The 17,988-nt window shown below is 72.3% G+C and carries 15 protein-coding genes and 1 pseudogene; 5 read left to right on the top strand and 11 right to left on the bottom strand.

The annotated features are described in order from the left end of the window. Window positions 1-151 precede the first annotated feature (151 nt). The 3 genes from AB0E90_RS05310 to AB0E90_RS05300 form a co-directional block, all read right to left on the bottom strand. Window positions 152-1,717, bottom strand: coding sequence for a long-chain fatty acid--CoA ligase (locus tag AB0E90_RS05310; protein ID WP_360399564.1), 1,566 nt, complete (start codon window positions 1,715-1,717; stop codon window positions 152-154). A gap of 87 nt (window positions 1,718-1,804) precedes the next feature. Then, on the bottom strand, window positions 1,805-4,135 hold the full coding sequence (locus tag AB0E90_RS05305) for an ABC transporter permease (protein WP_360399561.1): 2,331 nt from the start codon (window positions 4,133-4,135) through the stop codon (window positions 1,805-1,807). Next, window positions 4,132-4,923, bottom strand: a complete 792-nt coding sequence (locus tag AB0E90_RS05300; protein WP_360399558.1) for an ABC transporter ATP-binding protein — start codon at window positions 4,921-4,923, stop codon at window positions 4,132-4,134. Before AB0E90_RS05300 ends, AB0E90_RS05305 begins: the two co-directional genes overlap by 4 nt. A gap of 110 nt (window positions 4,924-5,033) precedes the next feature. Between AB0E90_RS05300 and AB0E90_RS05295 the strand changes: the two are divergent. Continuing rightward, window positions 5,034-5,528, top strand: a pseudogene (locus tag AB0E90_RS05295) (sensor domain-containing protein); the annotation flags it as partial. Window positions 5,529-5,601: 73 nt separating this feature from the next. Beyond that, window positions 5,602-6,291 (top strand): histidine kinase, encoded by a 690-nt coding sequence (locus AB0E90_RS05290; RefSeq protein ID WP_360399555.1) that lies wholly within the window; start codon window positions 5,602-5,604, stop codon window positions 6,289-6,291. Here AB0E90_RS05290 and AB0E90_RS05285 read toward each other — a convergent pair. Further along, entirely contained in the window at window positions 6,269-6,853 is a 585-nt protein-coding gene (locus tag AB0E90_RS05285) for a DUF6582 domain-containing protein (protein ID WP_360399552.1), read from the bottom strand. The two genes, AB0E90_RS05290 and AB0E90_RS05285, sit on opposite strands and share 23 nt — an antisense overlap. A gap of 94 nt (window positions 6,854-6,947) precedes the next feature. Here AB0E90_RS05285 and AB0E90_RS05280 point away from each other — a divergent pair, with 94 nt between their 5' ends. After that, window positions 6,948-7,589, top strand: coding sequence for a response regulator transcription factor (locus AB0E90_RS05280; protein ID WP_360399549.1), 642 nt, complete (start codon window positions 6,948-6,950; stop codon window positions 7,587-7,589). Here AB0E90_RS05280 and AB0E90_RS05275 read toward each other — a convergent pair. Genes AB0E90_RS05275 through AB0E90_RS05255 form a run of 5 tightly spaced genes read right to left on the bottom strand, consistent with a single transcriptional unit; the run spans window position 7,513 to window position 13,174 of the window. Continuing rightward, window positions 7,513-8,757 (bottom strand): O-antigen ligase family protein, encoded by a 1,245-nt coding sequence (locus AB0E90_RS05275; protein ID WP_360399546.1) that lies wholly within the window; start codon window positions 8,755-8,757, stop codon window positions 7,513-7,515. The genes AB0E90_RS05280 and AB0E90_RS05275 overlap by 77 nt on opposite strands. Then, window positions 8,754-10,055: a hypothetical protein gene (locus AB0E90_RS05270; protein ID WP_360399543.1), complete on the bottom strand. Its 1,302-nt coding sequence runs from the start codon at window positions 10,053-10,055 to the stop codon at window positions 8,754-8,756. The genes AB0E90_RS05275 and AB0E90_RS05270 overlap by 4 nt, the downstream gene beginning before the upstream one ends. A gap of 4 nt (window positions 10,056-10,059) precedes the next feature. Then, a complete protein-coding gene (locus AB0E90_RS05265) occupies window positions 10,060-10,770 on the bottom strand; it encodes a sugar transferase (protein ID WP_360399540.1) in 711 nt (236 codons plus the stop codon). Further along, entirely contained in the window at window positions 10,767-11,777 is a 1,011-nt protein-coding gene (locus AB0E90_RS05260; RefSeq protein ID WP_360399537.1) for a glycosyltransferase family 2 protein, read from the bottom strand. The genes AB0E90_RS05265 and AB0E90_RS05260 overlap by 4 nt, the downstream gene beginning before the upstream one ends. Further along, entirely contained in the window at window positions 11,774-13,174 is a 1,401-nt protein-coding gene (locus tag AB0E90_RS05255; protein ID WP_360399534.1) for a polysaccharide biosynthesis tyrosine autokinase, read from the bottom strand. Before AB0E90_RS05255 ends, AB0E90_RS05260 begins: the two co-directional genes overlap by 4 nt. 153 nt (window positions 13,175-13,327) lie before the next feature. Here AB0E90_RS05255 and AB0E90_RS05250 point away from each other — a divergent pair, with 153 nt between their 5' ends. Then, window positions 13,328-15,145, top strand: a complete 1,818-nt coding sequence (locus AB0E90_RS05250) for a nucleoside-diphosphate sugar epimerase/dehydratase (RefSeq protein ID WP_360399531.1) — start codon at window positions 13,328-13,330, stop codon at window positions 15,143-15,145. Between the two features lie 99 nt (window positions 15,146-15,244). On the opposite strand, the gene AB0E90_RS05245 is transcribed toward AB0E90_RS05250, so the two are convergent. Beyond that, window positions 15,245-16,447, bottom strand: coding sequence for a Rieske 2Fe-2S domain-containing protein (locus tag AB0E90_RS05245; protein WP_360399528.1), 1,203 nt, complete (start codon window positions 16,445-16,447; stop codon window positions 15,245-15,247). 39 nt (window positions 16,448-16,486) lie between these two features. Here AB0E90_RS05245 and AB0E90_RS05240 point away from each other — a divergent pair, with 39 nt between their 5' ends. Further along, on the top strand, window positions 16,487-17,317 hold the full coding sequence (locus tag AB0E90_RS05240) for a DUF1028 domain-containing protein (protein WP_360399525.1): 831 nt from the start codon (window positions 16,487-16,489) through the stop codon (window positions 17,315-17,317). On the opposite strand, the gene AB0E90_RS05235 is transcribed toward AB0E90_RS05240, so the two are convergent. Then, complete coding sequence (locus tag AB0E90_RS05235; protein ID WP_360399522.1) at window positions 17,314-17,883, bottom strand: GNAT family N-acetyltransferase; 570 nt, start codon at window positions 17,881-17,883, stop codon at window positions 17,314-17,316. The two genes, AB0E90_RS05240 and AB0E90_RS05235, sit on opposite strands and share 4 nt — an antisense overlap. Between the last annotated feature and the right edge of the window lie 105 nt (window positions 17,884-17,988).

Below are 17,988 nucleotides of genomic sequence, written 5' to 3'. Positions count from 1 at the left end.
CGCCCGTCCTACTGTGCTGCATCAAAGCAAGTGATCATCGGCTGCCGCGCTGAGGCCGCCGAGTCTACGGATGGGCGGCGGCCGGTGGGGTCCCCCCACCGGCCGCCTCTCGCGGTACGTGTGTTCTGCCTTCTTCAGCAGGACTTTCTGGTCAGCTCAGCGCCCTCTTGAGGAGCTTGCCGGTGGCGGTCATCGGCAGGGACTCGACGACGGCGACGACGCGCGGATATTTGTACGCCGCCATCTGCTCCTTGCCCCACGCGACCAGCTCGTCCTCGCCGGCGGTCGCGCCCTCCTTGAGGATCACGAACGCCTTGACCTCCTCGCCGTGCGACTGGTGCGGGATGCCGATGACCGCGGCCAGCGAAACGGCCGGGTGCGTCATCAGCACCTCCTCGATCTCCCGGGGGTAGACGTTGAAGCCGCCCCGGATGATCATGTCCTTCGCCCGGTCGACGATGTAGAAGAAACCGTCCTTGTCCCGCCGTCCGAGGTCACCGCTGCGGAACCAGCCGTCCTTGATGACCTCGGCGGTCGCCTCCGGCCGGCCGTAGTAGCCGCGCATGATGTTGTGCCCGCGGATCGCGATCTCGCCGATCTCGTCGACCCCGTCGATCGTGTTCCACTGCTCGTCGATCAGCTTGACCTCGACGCCCCAGATCGGGATGCCGATCGAGCCGGGCCGCGGCTCGCCGTTCGGGTCGCTGAACGTCGCCACCGGCGAGGTCTCGGACAAGCCGTACCCCTCGAGGATGGTGACCCCGAACCGCTCCTTGACCGCCCGGATGATCTCCACCGGCAGGCTGGAGCCGCCGGAGACCGCGACCCGCATGTTCGCCGCGATCCGCGCCACGTCGACACCCTCGGTGAGCGCGTTGAGCAGCCCCCACCACATCGTCGGCACGCCGGCGAAGAACGTCACGCTCTCCTGTTCGAGCAGCTTGACCGCGGCCGCCGCCTCGAACCGCGGCAGCAGCACCAGGGTGGCGGCGGTGGCGAAGCCGGCGTTCATGTTGACGGTCGACCCGAACGAGTGGAACAGCGGCAGCACCAGCAGGTGCGTGTCGGTGCCCGGCTTGCTCTGGAACAGCCGGTTGCAGGTGAGCGCGTTGAGCACCAGGTTCGAGTGGCTGAGCTCGGCGCCCTTGGCCTGACCGGTGGTGCCGCTGGTGTAGAGGATGACGGCCGGGTCGGTCTCGGGCAGCAGCACCGCCTCGAAGACCGGCGCCTGGCCGGCCAGCGCCTGGCCGAGCGGCTCGGCACCCTCGATCGGCGACGCCGCCGCCGGGTCGGCAGTGATCAGGAAAAAGTGCTCGCACCCCTCGGCCTGCCCGAACCCGGTGAAGCCCTCGGCGCCGATCGGCAGCTCGGGCGTGCCCTGGAAGCAGAAGTAGGCCTTGGCGTCGGAGTCGGCCAGGTGGTAGGCGATCTCCCGGCCTTTGAGCAGCACGTTCAGCGGGACCACGACGGCGCCCGCCTTGAGGATGCCGTAATAGACCACCGGGAAGTACGGAAGGTTCGGGCAGGAGAGCGCGACCTTGTCGCCGGGGCGGATGCCCCGCTCGACCAGCAGGTTCGCCACCTGGTTGGCCGCGGCGTTCACCTGCGCGTAGTTGAGCCGCTGTTCCCCGAGAACGACCGCCGCCCGCTCCGGATAGTTGCGAGCGCTGTCCTCCAGCAGGACGGAAAGGTTGAGCATGCCGTCGTTCCCCTTCATGATCGAGGTGTCTCCCCAGCCTCATTCGAGCACGCCACGCAGCCTCGAAGTACCCTCCGTTTCGGTCTTGTTTCACGTTCGGTCGAACTATGACGTGCCGCTCCGGACCCGGCGCAGGACCGGAACGGTGGTCGCGGCCAGCGCCACCAGGGCGCAGACCGTGATCACCGCGGCGGCGGCGGCCCACGGGATGACCAGCGCGACCGTGCGGTCCAGCTCCGCCTCGACTGCCGCTCGCACCCCGCCGAGGGAGATCGCCGCGACCGCGGCGCCCAGGACGGTGCCGACCGCCACGGCCAGCAGCGCCTCGGCCGAGGTGACGCGGAGGATCTGGCCGTCGGTCGCGCCGGACAGGCGCAGGGCGCGGAACTCCGGGCGGCGGGCGGCGGTCGCCATCAGCAGCGTGTTGGCGACGGCGAGACCGGTGTAGCCGACGGTCAGACCGATCAGCACCAGCAGGAACAGGTCGATCAGGTCGCCCTCCTCGTCGATGTCGGCCTGCACGTACGCCCGCGCCGACATCGCCCGTGCCCCGGTCGCCGCGACCGGGGCGCCGCTGAGCAGGACGCTGTCGGTGAGCGCGGCCGGGTCGTGCTGCCGGACCAGGTCGCGGGGAACGAGGATGCCGGGCCCGGCTTCGGCCTTGACCGCGCGGACGGTCAGCCGGGACGTGCTGCCGTCCACCCAGCGCAGCTCGAGGGTCGTGCCGGTGGGCGCGCCCAACTCCCTGGCCAGCGCCTGGGAGAGCACCACGCCGGCGCCGCCGGTCTCGGCCGGTGGCGCGCCCGCGACATCGTGGCCGGCCGTGCCGCCGGCGGCGGTGATCAGCACCCGGGTCGGCAGCTGCGACGTGCCGGTCTGGGCGGCGACCGCGGCATCGCTCAGACCGGGGGCGCCGTCGGTGGTCAGGACGGTGGCGGCCGGGATCTTCTCGACCTCCTCCTGGCCCTGGACGTCCTCGATCGTGGCGACCGTGCCGGTGAGCAGGATGGTGAAACCGACCGTGAGCAGCACCGGCGCCGCCGTGGAGGCGACCCGGCGGACCGCGACCAGGGTGCCCTCGCGGACCAGCATGCCGGTGGCCGCGCGCCGCCACGGCCAGGTCACCGCGCGCACCAGCGGCCCGATCACCACCGGCGAGAACAGCGCGGCCGCGGTGAGCAGCAGCATCGCGGCCCCGAGACCGGCCGTCGACTGGTCGGTGACCGGCATCGATGGCATCTTCGCCAGGAGCGCCAGGCCGCCCGCCGCGGTCACGGCGCCCGCGATCCACCGCACCGGCGTCATCGCGCGTCGTTCCACGGCCGCCTCGCGCAGGGCGTCCAGGGCGGGGGCCCGGCTCGCCCGCCGGGCGGCGGCGCCCACCCCGGCGAGCGCGACGACGACGCCGAGCAGGAACGAGCCGGCCAGGGCGAGCGGCTGCACGGTCACGGTGAAGCCGGCCGGTTCCAGGCCCGCGCGGACGAGCGGGCCGGCCAGCAGGGGCGCGGTCAGCGCCCCGAGCGCAATGCCGGCGAGACCGGCCAGGACCGAGACGACGAGCGTCTCCGCGTACATCAATCGGCGCACCTGGCCGGGCGTCGCGCCGACCGCCCGCAGCAGGCCGATCTCGCGGCGTCGCTGCGCGGCGCTGAGCGCGCAGGTCGAAGCGACCACGAAGATCGCGACGAACATGCCCAGGCCGACCATCGCGATCAGCAGCTGCGCGCCGAGCCAGCGGGTGCGGGTCACGGCGGCCGGCTCGAGCGAGTCGCGGTCGCGGCCGGTGAGCACCGCGCCGGCGTCGCCGACCGCCGCACGGATCGCCGCGACGTCACCACCGCCGGTCAGCCCGATCACCCGGACCCCGGGGGACATGCTCAGCGCGACCGGGTCGGCGACGTAGAAGCCGGGGCCGTCCACCGTGCCGGTCACGGTCCAGGTGGCCGGGCCGGCCGCGGTCAGCACGTCGATGCGGCTGCCGGGCGCCGCGCCGGCCACCGCCACCTCGCCCGTGCTTCGCGGCGGCGAGCCCGCGGCCAGGCGGTAACCGCCCAGCGCCGCCGACGACCAGGCGTGCCCGTCGAGCAGCGCCGCCGCCGGATCACCGGCCGGCCGCCCGCCGGTGACCCGCTGCACGTAGAAGACCGGATCGGCGGCGGCCGCGGTCACTCCCGGCAGCGCGGCCAGCCGGGCGGTGAGCTGCGCCGCCTCGGCGCTGGTCCACGACGCGTACTCCGGCTCGCCGTAGCTGTTCTTGCCCACCGACGGCGAGTGGACCAGGACCGGTGACGCCGCATAGCGCTCCGGCGCCTCGGGGCGGGACGACAGGTAGATGGTGGTGGAGCCGGCCACGACCGCCACCCCGAGGGCGATCGCCACGAACGTGCCGGCGAAACCGGCGAACCGGTGCCGCACCATGTGCCAGGCGAGGCTCATGACCGCACCTCCGCCGTGCGGCCCTCCTCGAGCCGGGCCGTGCGGCCCTCCTCGAGCCGGGCCGTGCGGACCGCGATCTCCTGCGCGCCGGCCGGCCCGGCCAGCGAGTCCACCACCCGGCCGTCGGCCAGGAACAGGACCCGGTCGGCGTGTGCCGCCGCGAACGGATCGTGGGTGACCATCACGACGGTCTGGTCGTGCCGGTCGACCGCGGCGCGCAGCAGCCGCAGCACCTCCCGGCCGGACGCGGCGTCGAGCGCGCCGGTCGGCTCGTCGGCGAACAGCACCGCCGGGCGGGTGACCAGCGCCCGCGCAATCGCCACCCGCTGCTGCTGGCCGCCGGACATCTCGCTCGGCCGGTGCCCGGCCCGGTCGGCCAGCCCGACCTCGGCCAGCATCGCGGTCACCTCGCCGGGCGCCGGTTTGCGGCCGGCCAGGCGCAGCGGCAGAGCCACGTTCTGCGCCGCGCTGAGCGCCGCGACCAGGTTGAACGCCTGGAACACGAACCCCACCCGGGCCCGGCGCAGCCGGGTCAGCGCCCGCTCGGACAGCCCGCCCACCGCGGTGCCGTCGATGATCACCTCACCGCCGGTGGCCCGGTCGAGGCCGGCCGCGCAGTGCAGCAGCGTCGACTTGCCGGACCCGGACGGGCCCATCACCGCGGTGAACGTGCCGGCCGGAAAGATCACGTCGACCGAGTCCAGCGCGGTGACCCCGCGCTCGCCGGAACCGTACGTCTTGGAGACACCGCGCAGCTCGACCGCCGGTGATATGTGCGCCTTCGTCATGGCGACCAGCTAACCGGCCCGGCAGCGGCAAAACAGTAGTGCAGGATGGAGTCTCGGAGGTATACCCAGCACTACCGACAAGCGGGCGCGGAGACGGTAACTTCGCCCCCATGCCGGTTCGCAACGCGCTCGACGCGCTCACCATGCGGCCGACTCGATTCCTGCGTTCGTCCTGGCCGTGGCGATCACTGGCCTATCTGGCCGGTGGCGCGCTGCTGGGGTTCGCGACGATCCTCGCGGTCATCGGCCTGCTGGTGGCCGGCCTCGTCCTGTCGGTCCTGGTGATCGGCGTCGCCGGTTATGTCGCCACCGTGCTGTCCGGCATGGCGGTCGGGCGTCTCGAGCGCTGGCGGATGCGGCTGGTCGACGACAGCGTGCTGCCCGATCCGCACCGCCCGGCCCCGCGCGCCGGCCTGCGGGCCTGGGTGGCGTTGCGGCTGCGCGAGCAGGCCACCTGGCGGGAGTTCGGCTACACGATGCTGTCCGCCTCGATGCTCTGCTGGATGGACGCGATCGTCGTCGGCGCCGCCATCTATCTGCCGCTGATGCTGATCTGCGGCCCCTTCTACATCGACGACGTGCAGCTCTATTACACGGTGCCGATCGCGCTCGGCGGCGTCCTGCTCGCGATCGTCGCGGCCTATCCGGTGACCGCCTGGGCCGGGGGCCCGCGCGGCGATGGCCCGGGCGATTCTGGCCCCGCGCATCCACGACGCCGAGGGCAAGCTGGTCGAGGTGACCCGGTCGCGGGCGCGGCTGGTCGACGCGTTCGAGCTGGAGCGCCGGCGCATCGAGCGCGATCTGCACGACGGCGCGCAGCAGCGGCTGGTCGCGCTGACCATCCAGCTCGGCATGGCGCGGCTCGAGCTGCCCGCCGGCTCGGCCGTCGCCGACCAGGTCGAGCATGCGCACGAGCTGGCCAAACAGGCCCTGACCGATGTGCGCGAGCTGATCCGCGGCGTGCACCCCAAGGTGCTGACCGACCGGGGCCTCGCCGCCGCGGTCGCCGAGGTGGCGAGTGCCGCGCCGACGCCGGTCGACGTGCAGATCCGGCTCCCGGGCCGGCTGCCGTCGACGGTCGAGGTGACCGCCTACTTCGTGGTGGTCGAGGCGCTGACCAACGTGGCGAGGCACAGCGCCGCCGCCCGCGCGTCGGTGACCGCCGACCTGACGGCCGACCGCCTGGTGCTGGAGGTCCGCGACGACGGCCGCGGCGGCGCCCGGCCCGCCGACGGTTCCGGCCTGGCCGGTCTCGCCGACCGGGTGGCGGCCGTCGACGGCGCGGTCGCGCTGTCCAGCCCGCCGGGCGGCCCCACCCTGCTGCGCGTGGAGATCCCGGTCCAGGTCAGCGGTGGCCGAGCGCGCTGATCAGCTCGGACTTCGTCATCGTCGAGCGGCCCTCGACGCCGCGGCGCTGGGCCTCGGCGTAAAGCTCCTTCTTGCTGGGCGCCGACGAGGAGGCCGAGGTTGACGTCGACTTCTTCGGGGCGCTGCGCTTGGCCGGCGAAGAGGAAGACGGCTTGCCCAGCTCGTGCCAGCTCTTCTCGGTCAGGTCGACGCCGAACTTCGCGGCCGCCTTCTTGATCCGGCGGAACGCCTCGTCGCGCTCGGCGTCGGAGACGTCCTTGACCTGGTCGAAGCGGGCGATCGCGTTGCGCACGTGGCGGGCGTCGTTCAGCGGCTCCTTGCGGACGCGCGGGAATGCGAAGGTGTGGTCCGACATGGCGTTGCGCTTGTCGGCATCCAATTCGTTGGAGGTGCGCTTCTTGGTAGCCATGTCTGCCTGATACCCGCGTTCATCCGGTTCGACACCGGTGAGCCAGCGGACCGCGGCGGTGAAATGACGGCGGGCGTAGACGGTGCCGGCGACGGCGCCGAGGACGATCGGCGCACCGCGCAGAGCCGACCGGATGAGCACGTTAACGGCCATGACCTGCGGATTTCCCCTGTTCAAGGCGGTGAAACCCCACCGAGTGGGCCCGACCGGTAACTTAACGGGCGGATCGGAAGGGGAGTGGCCTCAGTTGCGGGTGGTGATCGCCGAGGACGGGCTGCTGGTGCGCGAAGGCGTCGCCGGGATGCTGCGGCGCTTCGGGCACGAGGTGGTCGCGGCCGTGGGTGACGCGGCGGCGCTGCTGGCCGCGGTGGCCGAGCACCGGCCCGACATCGTCGTCACCGACGTGCGGATGCCGCCGGGGTTCAGCGACGAGGGGCTGCAGGCGGCGATCGCGCTGCGCACCGCCGACCCGGATCTGCCGGTTCTCGTTCTCAGCCAGTTCGTGGCGCCCACCTACGCGGCCGAGCTGCTCGACTCCGGCAACGGCGCCGGCGTCGGCTACCTGCTCAAGGACCGGGTCGGCGACGTGGCCGAGTTCATCGACGTGCTGGTCGCGGTGGCCAAGGGCCAGACGGTGGTCGACCCCGAGGTGGTGCGGCAGATGCTGGGCCGCCGCAGGGACCCGATCAGCCTGCTCACCGCCCGGGAACGGGAGGTCCTCGCGCTGATGGCGGAGGGCCGGTCCAACACGGCGATCGCCCGCCGGCTGGTGGTGACCGAGGCGGCGGTGGCCAAGCACATCGGCAGCGTCCTCACCAAGCTCGACCTGCCGCCCGGCTCGGACGACCACCGGCGGGTCCGAGCGGTGCTGGCCTATCTGCGGGGCTGACCGCACCGGCGGTGGCCAGCAGGAAGAAGATCCACATCAGCCGGTGGTCGTAGTAGTCGCCGGAGAAGAAGCTCGCGATCAGGATGAAGATGCCGGAGTAGCCGGCCGCCCGGCTCGGCAGCGACCGCTGCTTCTTCGGCACCCGGGCATATTCGTGACGCAGCGCCCACAACGCCACCAGCAGGATGATCAGGCCGACCGCGCCGCCCTCGGCCGCCACCGCGAGGGGCAGGTTGTGCACGTACTTCTCGCCCGGCCCGAGGTTGGTGATGGCGTAGAAGCCGTGCACCCCGACCCCGAACACCGGGCTTTCCACGAACAACCCGAAGCCCTTCTCGTAGAGCACGTCGCGGTCCGAGGTGTTGCGCTGCTGGATGGTGCCGGCCAGGAAGCGGTTGTTGATCAGGAACATGATCTGGTCGCCGAACAGCAGCCACACCACCACGCCGACCATCGGGATCGCGGCCAGCGGCTTGACCGCGCCGTGCCGCCGCATGAACCGCACCAGGCTGCGCCCGCCCATCACCAGGATCCCGGCGAACGCGACCAGGCCGCCCCGTGAGCCGGAGGCGATCGCTCCGACCAGGAAGAGCGGCGCGGCGGCCAGCCAGCCGAACTTCCCGCCGCTGCGGAAGTAGAAGTACGCCGCCGCGACCATGCCGAGCACCATGACCCGCACGTAGACGTTGGGCCCGCCGCCGAACGCCGTCCACCGGCCGGCCGCGGTGGCGCCGTGGCCCGAGGCCGAGTAGAGGAAGTAGAGCCAGGCCGCCGCGTACTGGCAGTACATGGTCACCACGATCACCCGGTCCCGGTCCCACTCGGCCAGGGCGGTGTAGACGATCACCAGGACCACCATCGCCACCAGGTCGCCGACCACGTCGTTGATGACCGCGTTGCGGGGCGCCCACGCCGCCGACAGGATCTGATAACCGAACAGGATCAAAACCGGCTGGAGGGTACGGCGGGCCGGCCCGGTGTGCAGCGGGTGCACCCCGGCGTGGTGGATCTCGAGCGCGAACGCCATCAGAACAGCCGAGAAGAACAGCACGCGTACGTCGTTGAGCACCGGCACCGACACCCCGATCCGGGTCAGCGTGAAGTGCCCGGAGAGGGTGGCCACGAAGCAGGCGACGATGATGATCGGACTGGGCGGCGGCGGCCTCATGCGGGCGTCGACCTCGTGGCCGGCGCCGGGATCGCGTGCAGCAGAGCGACGTAGGAGGAGACGGCGAGCCCGATGGCGGCCGCCGCGAACCCGGTCAGCGCGGCCGGCCAGGCGGGCATCAGCAGTCCGGCGCCGAGGGTGATGACGATTTCCGCGCCGAGGCAGGCGACCAGCAGCCACGCGGTCACCGGCGCCTCTCGCAGGGCGTCGATCGACGGGCGTGCGGCGTAGAACATGGCGAGCGGGATCGAGACGGTCACGCCGTACCGGATGATGTCGTCTCCGCCCTTGAATTCGGCGCCGAGGAACCAGTGCAGCACCGGTCCGGCGGTGACGATGAGACCGAGGCTGATCACGGCGGCGATGGTGGCCGCGGCGATCGGCAGCAGCCGCAGCCCGCGGGCCAGCTCGGCGCCGAACCCGCGGCCGGCGGTGGCGTGCGCGTGGCCGCTGAGCCGGGGCAGCAGGACCGGGCCGAGCATGCCGAAGACCGAGCAGATCAGCGTGATCGCCGAGGTGGCGAACCCGATGTAACCGGCGTCCGTGGAGTTGTGCGAGGCGGCGGCGACGTAGAAGGTCGGGAAGGCGAACATGCCGGGCAGCGCGATGTCGCCGGGCGTGCGGCGCAGGCCGTAACGGACCAGGGCGCGCAGCGGTGGGGCGGGCCCGGGCAGGTGCGGCCGGCGTTCGGCGTCCCGCGGGCCGGTGATCGCGATGACCCACCAGGCCAGGCCGGCCATCGCGGCGCCCTGCAGAATCAGGAACAGGTCGATCCGGGTGGTCACCACGAACGCGGCGATCGGCAGGAGGCCGTAACCGGTGAGCGAGGCGACGTTGGACAGCCGCACCCGGCCGCTGCCGCGCAGCGCCGCCACCGCGACCGTGAGCAGGCAGTTCCCGGCGGTCAGCACCATCACGGCGCGCACCTCGGCGCCGCCGCCGATGTGGAACAGCCGGCCGAGGTCGCCGGCGAGAGCGAGGGTGAGCAGGCCGATCACGTTGAGCGCGGCCACCTCCAGCAGCACCGCCTGCCGGGCCAGCACCCGGACCCGCTCGCCGGCCCGCGGCAGATAGCGGTGCAGGGCCGGGACCAGCCCGAACAGGGCCAGCGGCTGCACGGTCGAGACGACGCCGCGGGCGATCTGGTAGTAGGCGAAGCCGGCCACCCCGGCGCGGCCGGCGACCAGGTGGAACAGCAGCAGGCCGGAGGCGAGCGTCAGCCAGTGCGCGGCGGACGTGGCGATGTAGTCGCGTCGGACCGCGGACGGCACCCGGGACAGCAGGCGGATTGCCGGCACGGGCTCACACGCGGGCGCGGACGGACGTCACCATGCGTTGCAGGAGCTCGTCGGTGCGCGGGTAGTGCACCAGGGCCAGCGCGGTCAGCCCGAGGATGCCCAGGTCGACGGCGTAGCTGCGGTGCCGCAGGTAGGCCAGGGCCAGGTCCATCTTGCCGGGCCGGATGAGATCGAAGTAGGCGGCGTGCGGGTCGGCCCGGCCCTCGATCATGGTGTCCTGGTTGCGGTAGCGGATCGACGCCCAGTCGGTGATGCCGGGCCGCACGTCGAGCAGGTGGCGCTGCTCGTCGTCGTAGTGGTCGGCGTCCCAGACCGTCGGCGGGCGCGGGCCGACCAGGCTCATGTCGCCGAGCAGCACGTTGACCAGTTGCGGCAGCTCGTCCAGTTTCCACCGGCGCAGGAACCGGCCGGCGCCGGTGAGGCTCGGGTCGTCGCCCGGCGTGACGTGCAGGCCGAGCTGGTCGGCGCCGACCGTCATGGTGCGGAACTTGAGGATGTGGAAGGTGCGGCCGCCGCGGCCGACGCGCAGGCCGCGGAAGATGACCGGCCCGCGGTCCTCGCGGTGGACCCGCCAGGCGATGGCCGCGCCGATCGGGGCGGCGACCACCAGCGCCGCGGCACTGACCACGACGTCGGTGGCCCGCTTCGCGGTCTCGTAGGGGGACACCGGCCGCGTGGCCCGGTGCGACGTGCCCCTCAGCGCGGAGGCGGTCACGGCTGCTCACCGTCCGGCTCGAGGATGCCGACGGCCGAGCCGATCCCGTAGGCGACGTGCGTCGCGAAGAAGACCACCGGCATGGCGACGAGCAGCCGGGCGTCCTTCTCCCGCGCCGCGATGCGCGCGGAGGAGACCAGGACGATGCCGCCGTACGTCGCCAGGACCGTCCCCGCGACCTGCCGGACGAACTTGGAGCCCGGCCCCAGGACCGTAGCGCCGGCGAGACCGGCCACGAATCCGAGCGGCACGAAGTTGCGCCACGATCCGATCCAGCGGCCGACCGTGCGGCTGCCCCGGAAGGCCCAGTAGGCCGACCGGTAGGTCCAGGTCACGAACTCCCGCCAGTCACCGCGCGGGTAGTAGGTGCAGACGATGTCCGGGATCATCAGGATCTTCCCGCCGGAGGCCCGCAGCCGCTGGTTGAGCTCGAGGTCCTGGGTGCGGTCGAGGCGCTCGTCGAACAGCCCGATCCGGTCGAACACCTCCCGGCGGTAGCAGCCGCCGAAGACGGTGTCGACCCACTTCGGGCTGGACGCGCCGATCCGGTATTTCGCGTTGCCGGCCGCGAGCGGGTGGGTGTTGGCCAGCGAGACGGCCCGGCTGAGCAGCCGGTCGTCGCGCGGCTCGGCCCGGCGGGTGCCACCGACGTTGTCGGCGTCCGGGTGCGCCATCAACCCCTGCACGCACCGGCGCAGGTAGTCGTTCTGATAGACGGCGTGCACGTCGAGCCGGATGATGACGTCGCCGCGGGAGTCGATGATGCCGAGGTTGAGGGCGACCGGCTTGCTGTGCCCGGGGTTGTCGACCATGCGCAGCCGCGGTTCGGCCTCCGCGTACTTCTGCACGATCTCCCGGGTGCCGTCGTCGCTCATCCCGTCGACCAGCAGGATCTCGAGGCGGTCGGCCGGGTAGTCGTTGGCCAGCACCGAGTCGAGGAAGTCGGCCACGAACCCGGCCTCGTTCCAGCACGGGATGACCACGCTGAGGAAGGGCAGTCGGGTCACAGCGCACCGCTCAGGGCGACGGCGTGCCAGCCACCGGGCCGGGGCGCGGGCGGCAGCGGCGGCCCGGCGGTGTCGGCGCTGACCGGCAGACCGAGCCGCCTGCGCGGGGCGGCGACCATGTTGAACACCGGGCCGAGTAGCCGGGCGTCGACCGCGGAGAGGGCGCGCACGGCCGCGGCGACCTGCGCGCCGGTGGTCTTGCGGGCCCGCACGAGCAGCAGCGCGCCGTCGGCGCGGGCCGCGACGACCGCGCCGTCGGTGACCGGCAGCAGCGGCGGCGAATCAAAAATGATCTTGTCGAAGCGGCCGCGGAGCTCGGCGATCAGCTCCTCCATCTTGGGGGAGTCGAGCAGCTCGCTGGGGTTGGGCGGCCGGTGCCCGCTGGCCAGCAGCCACAGCCCGGCGCCCCACGGCTGGAGCACCTGGTCGAGGGAGGCCGCGCCGACCAGCACGGTGGTCAGCCCGGCCGAGCCCTCCCGGCCCAGAAACGCGGCCAGGCGGGGGCGGCGCAGCTCGGCGTCGACGATCAGCACCTTCTGGCCGGCCTCGGCGAACAGGATGGCCAGCCCGCAGGCGGCCGACGAGCGGCCCTCGCCGGGCATCGCGCTGGTCACGGCCAGGATTTTCACCGGGTGGGCGGCGTGCTGGATGTTGGTGCGCAACTGGCGCAACGCCTCGGCCCGGGCCGACCGGCTGTCCGAGACGAACGGGCCGGTGCGCGGGGCCTTGCGGTCGATCGGGATGAGCGCGAGCACCGGCGTGCCGGTCAGATCGGGCAGCACCCCGGCGAGCCGGATGGAGTTGTCGCAGATCTCCCGGATCACCCCGATCGCCGCGCCGACCAGCAGCCCGACCGCGACCGCGAGGGCGTCGTTGTGCAGCGGGCGGGGCGACACCTGATCGGGATCGAGCGTGACCGGCTGGACGGTCTCCACGACCACCGACGGCCCGGCTGCCGCGGTGCGCTTCTCGAGCGTCTGCACCAGCGCCGGGAATCGGCTGACCATTACGTCCGCGATCTTTTCTGCCCGGCTCGGCACGGTGTCGGTAACCGTTATCGTCAGCAATACGCTGCCGCCGTCGGTGACCACCGCAATGCGATCCTCGATTTCCTCGGAAGTGAGCCCGGTATTCGCCGACCGGACGATGTCCGCCACCATTTGCTCGCCGGTGAGCAATTCGGTGTACGTCTTCAGCCGGGCCGCCACGAACATCGATCCCTCGAGCACCGACGACTCGCCGTCACGGGCGCTGGACAGGAAGAACACGGCCGACGCGGCGTACTCGGGCGTCGTTCGCTTGTTGATCACCTGGGTGACGCCGAGCGCGACCAGCACCATGGCGGCGACCACCCACCATTGCCGTTGCACCACCCGGAGGTAGTCGCGTATCTCCACGCAAGCTCCCCTCCCGCCCGCCGTGTCCCACCGATCAAACTAGGCTTCCGGGCAGCGGTACGCGGCGATATCCCAAACTTCTTCCGGGGGACAACAGGTCGATTACGCTGATTAATCGGCGGCGGGATGCGAATGCACACGGGAGGTGCCCCCGTGACTGATGTGAAAGCGGAGGCGCGCCGTTTTCCGCGGCGAGTGGCGGCGCCCGCCGTCGACTGCCTCGCGTGGGTCGCCGGCCTCTACGCCGCCATGCTCGCCCGCTACGAATACGATCTCGAGCTGCGCCATCTGGCGGCGCTCGCCCCGGTCCTGATCGTCGCCGTCGCCGTGCAGATCGCCCTCGGCCAGGCCATGCATCTCTATCGGGGCCGCTACGAATTCGGCACCATCGAGGAGATCCGCGTCCTGATCCGGATCGCCCTGCTCGACGTGGCCTTCCTGTTCCTGGCCGACATGTGGGCGCGCGACCAGGCGATCCCGGCCGGCGCCCCGGTCGTCGGCGGCGTCGCCGCGATCCTGCTGATGCTCGGCGCGCGGCTGGTGTGGCGCCTGCGTGAGGCGGCCTACTCCCGCCCCGACGCGCGGGTCGCCGCCCGGGTGCTGGTGTTCGGGGCCGGCGCGGCGGGGCGGCACCTGCTGCAGTCGATGCTCGGCGACCCCACCGGGCGCTACCTGCCGATCGGCGTGGTGGACGACGATCCGGGCGCTCGGCGGCAGCATCTGCACGGCGTACCCGTGCTGGGAAAGCGGGAGGACATCCCGGCGCTGGTGGACCGCACCGGCGCGACCACCGTGGTCTTCGCGGTGGCGAATGCCGACGCCGAGCTGGTCCGCGCGATCCGCGACATCACCACCGGGGCCGGCGCCCGGTTCCTGGTGGTGCCCTCGGTGGCCGAGCTGCTCGACCACGAGCTCGGCGTGCGTGACCTGCGCGAACCCGACGTGACCGACCTGCTCGGCCGGCACCAGATCGACACCGACCTCGAGGCGATCGCCGGCTACCTGACCGGCAAGCGGGTGCTGGTCACCGGGGCGGGCGGCTCGATCGGGTCGGAGCTGTGCCGGCAGATCCACCGGTTCGGGCCGGCCGAGCTGATCATGCTGGACCGGGACGAGTCGGCCCTGCTCGCGGTGCTGCTGTCGCTCGACCCGCGGGCGCAGCTGACCGACCCGGCGGTGGTGCTCGCGTCGGTGCGCGACGCCCGACGGATGCGGCAGATCTTCCACGCCCGGCAGCCGCAGGTGGTGTTCCACGCGGCTGCGCTCAAGCACCTGTCGCTGCTGCAGCGCTTTCCCGGCGAGGCGGTGGCGACCAACATCTGGGGCACCCTCGCGGTGCTGGAGGCGGCCGGCGACGACGTCGAACGGTTCGTCAACATCTCCACCGACAAGGCCGCCGATCCGGTCAGCGTGCTCGGTTACGCCAAGCGCATCACCGAGCGGCTCACCGCCTTCCAGGCACGGCGAAGTGCCGGAACATTCCTGAGCGTACGGTTCGGCAACGTCCTCGGCAGCCGCGGCTCGGTGCTGTCCACGTTCGCGACCCAGATCGCCGACGGCGGGCCGATCACCGTCACCCATCCCGACGTCACCCGTTACCTGATGACCATCCAGGAGGCGGTGCAGCTGGTCATCCAGGCCGCCGCGATCGGCCGGGACGGCGAGGCGCTGGTGCTGGAGATGGGTGAGCCGGTGCGGATCGCCGAGCTCGCCCGCCAGATGATCCAGCTCGCGCCCGGAGCGGTGGAGATCAGCTACACCGGGCTGCGGCCGGGGGAGAAGCTGGCCGAGGTGCTGTTCGGGGCGGGGGAGCGCGACCACCGGCCGTTCCACCCGCTGATCTCGCACGTCGAGGTGCCGCCGCTGGACCCGGCGCTGGTGCTCGACCTGGACGTCGAGGCCGATCCGGCCGAGATCGCCGCCGCCCTGTCCGACCTCTGCGCGCGGAAAGCGCTCAACCGCGCGGCGTAAGGCAGGAAAGGCTGCGGACGAGGGTGGTCGCGGCAACCACCACGCCTCGTCCGCAGCACTCTCGGACCGGCGCCGGAGACGTTGCAATGCCTCCGGTGTTCAGTCCAGTGCCGGCCCAGCCGAGGGCGGCGGCGGGCACGGCCGGGATGACGTCTTGAATTGGGCGAGCACCCGGCGCAGGTGCACACCGAGCAGGTCGGCGCGGACGTGCAGCTCGTCCCGCATGCGCAGCGGCAGGCCGGGCAGCCGCAGCGCCCGCTGCAGCTCGAGGTCCTCCTCGAGGACCGCCTCCTCGAAGGCGACCTCGGAGCGGATCACGTCGGGCGGCGGATCGGCGACCCCGCCGATCCCGTGGAACAGCATCTTCGTGTAGATCCGGGTGCTGGACAGCGACTCCGGCTGGGCGAAGAACAGGATCGTCTTCACCGAGCCCGCGTCAAGCTCCTCGAGGCGCAGCATAAGCTGGAACGGCGCTCGGTACACATAGGTCGCTCGGCGTCTCTGCCGGACCGGGCGGATTCCGGCGGCCACGCCCGGGTCGGCCGGGTTGTCGAACCACTGGTCCTGCACGCTGCGGCAACCCCAGGGCTCGTCGGTCACCTCGTAGCGTTCGACCAGTTTTTCCTCGGCCGCGCCGAACGTCTTGGCGTGCACGAACGGGAAATGTGCCACATCGAGGAAATTGTCGGCGACGATCCCGGCCGAGGCGTTGCTGCGCGCGGTGGGCAGCCAGGCCCCGACGTAGTTGGCGTCGTCGTGATCGGGGTCGTCGAACAGCTCGGCCAGCGGCGTCTCCGGCGCGAGCCACCGCAGCCCCCAGCGATCCTGAGTCTTTTCCTCCGCCGGCCGGTAGGTGCGGCCCATCAGCTCCACTTCGGACATATCGTCGATGCCGATGATGCCGACCGGATGCCACGCGTTGCGCAGCGACGGATCCTCGTTCGTGAACAGATCTTCCGGATCGCTTGCCGGCAAACCCGATATTTCCACCATGCCGTCTGTTATGCGGACCTTAGGCCCAGCCGGCAAACTCGCTCGCGGCGGCGGTGCGCCCTCCTGCGACGGCAGCGACACGCAATTGCCGGCCGCGTCGAACTCCCAGCCGTGATAGGCGCAGCGCATCCGCCCGCCCTCGACGGTGGCGGCGGACAACGGAACCAGGCGGTGCGGGCACCGGTCGGCGAACACGACCGGCTCGGCGCCGGGCGACGGCCGCAACACCACGAGGGGTACGCCACCGGCCGTCACGGCCAGCGGACGCGTGCTCACGTCGACGTCCGCGGCGATGGCAGTCCACTCCATGCCAACCAGTCTGCGCCCCCGGTGTTACAGAATGCGCCCATGACCTTCTCGATCGTCGCTCGCTCCGCCGACGGCGCCGCCCACGGCGTGGCCGTGGCCAGCAAGTTTCTCGGGGCCGGCGCGGCCGTCCCGGCCGCCCTCGCCACGGTGGGCGCGGTGGCTACCCAGTCCTACGCCAACCTTTCCTACCGCCCGCAGGCGCTGACCCTGCTGGAGACCGGGGTGAGCGCGCCGCTCGCGGTGCGGGCCCTGATCGCGGGCGACGCCGGCCCGGTCGGGCAGCGTCAGGTCGGCGTGGTCGGCGCCGCGGGCGACGGCGGCACGTTCACCGGCGAGGACTGCCATCCGTGGGCCGGTGGGACCGCCGGCGACGGCTATGCGATCCAGGGCAACATGCTGGCCGGGCCACAGGTGGTCGACGGCATGGAGGTGGCCTGGCAGGCGTCCGCGGCCGAGCCGCGCCTGGCGTACCGGCTGCTCGCGGCGCTGCGCGCCGGCGATCTCGCCGGGGGTGACCGCCGGGGCCGGCAGAGCGCGGCGGTGCTGGTGGTGGCCAAGGGCATGGGGTACGGCGGAACCAGCGACGTGTGGGTCGACCTGCGCGTGGACGACCACCCGGACCCGGTCGCCGAGCTGCTGCGCCTGCTGGAGATGCACTCGCTGTACTTCGAGCGCCCCGATCCGGCCACCCTGATCCCGCTCACCGGCGCGGTCGCCGAGGAGGTCCGCGACCGCCTGAAGCGAGCCGGCCACACCACCGCCGACCTGGACGCCGCCCTGGCCGACTGGGCGGGCATCGAGAACCTGGAGGAGCGCCTGGTCACCGGCGCGATCGACCCGCACGTGCTGGCCCAGCTCCGCGCCGCCTAATCACCCCGGATGCGCGCGTGCAGATGCATGTCGTGCCGGCCGTCGGCATGCACGGCCTCGCTGCGCATGGTGCCCTCCAGTCGGAAGCCGGCCTTGGTGGCGACCCGGCAGGACGCGTCGTTGCGGGTGGAGTGGCCGAGGTGCAACCGGTGGAAGCCAGCCGCGCCCAGCCCCCACCCGCTCAGCGCCGTCAGCGCCCGCGTCGCCACGCCGGCGCCGCGGGCACGGGGGAGCACCCAGTAGGCGCAGCCGGCGAACCCGTCGTCGAAGTCGAACCCGCGCATCGCGATGCGCCCGAGCACCTGCTCGCCGTCGGTGACCGCCCAGTGGCCGCCGGTTTCCTGGGCCCAGTCCTGCCGGTACTGCCCGAACCAGGCGAGCACGTCCGCGGCGCTGCCCGGCCGGCGGGTGTGCCAGCGCTGGATCTGCGGATCGTCGTACGCGTCCAGGAAGGTCTCCGCGTCGTCGTCCCGCCAGGGCCGCAGCACCAGGCCCGGCGCGGTCAGCACCGGCTGCGGCCCGCCGGCGAGGCTGCCCGCGGCGATGGTGGGTGGCGTGGTGAGCATGGGGCTCAGCCTAAGCCCCTGGCCAGTGTTCTTTCCCGTAACCCTCGGGTAGCCAGGGTGTGGTCCACGGCGCTGCGGTGGCCAGGTTCTGGGTGTTGGTCCGGT

Source organism: Actinoplanes sp. NPDC026619, from assembly GCF_040638295.1.
Taxonomy (GTDB): domain Bacteria; phylum Actinomycetota; class Actinomycetes; order Mycobacteriales; family Micromonosporaceae; genus Actinoplanes.
This window is presented reverse-complemented; position numbering and strand designations above follow the sequence as displayed.

Coding starts and splice junctions, on each gene's coding strand:
- AB0E90_RS05235 (WP_360399522.1), bottom strand. CDS start 17,883: ATGCTCACCACGCCACCCACCATCGCCGCGGGCAGCCTCGCCGGCGGG.
- AB0E90_RS05310 (WP_360399564.1), bottom strand. CDS start 1,717: ATGAAGGGGAACGACGGCATGCTCAACCTTTCCGTCCTGCTGGAGGAC.
- AB0E90_RS05240 (WP_360399525.1), top strand. CDS start 16,487: ATGACCTTCTCGATCGTCGCTCGCTCCGCCGACGGCGCCGCCCACGGC.
- AB0E90_RS05245 (WP_360399528.1), bottom strand. CDS start 16,447: ATGGAGTGGACTGCCATCGCCGCGGACGTCGACGTGAGCACGCGTCCG.
- AB0E90_RS05290 (WP_360399555.1), top strand. CDS start 5,602: ATGGCCCGGGCGATTCTGGCCCCGCGCATCCACGACGCCGAGGGCAAG.
- AB0E90_RS05305 (WP_360399561.1), bottom strand. CDS start 4,135: ATGAGCCTCGCCTGGCACATGGTGCGGCACCGGTTCGCCGGTTTCGCC.
- AB0E90_RS05275 (WP_360399546.1), bottom strand. CDS start 8,757: ATGAGGCCGCCGCCGCCCAGTCCGATCATCATCGTCGCCTGCTTCGTG.
- AB0E90_RS05285 (WP_360399552.1), bottom strand. CDS start 6,853: ATGGCCGTTAACGTGCTCATCCGGTCGGCTCTGCGCGGTGCGCCGATC.
- AB0E90_RS05300 (WP_360399558.1), bottom strand. CDS start 4,923: ATGACGAAGGCGCACATATCACCGGCGGTCGAGCTGCGCGGTGTCTCC.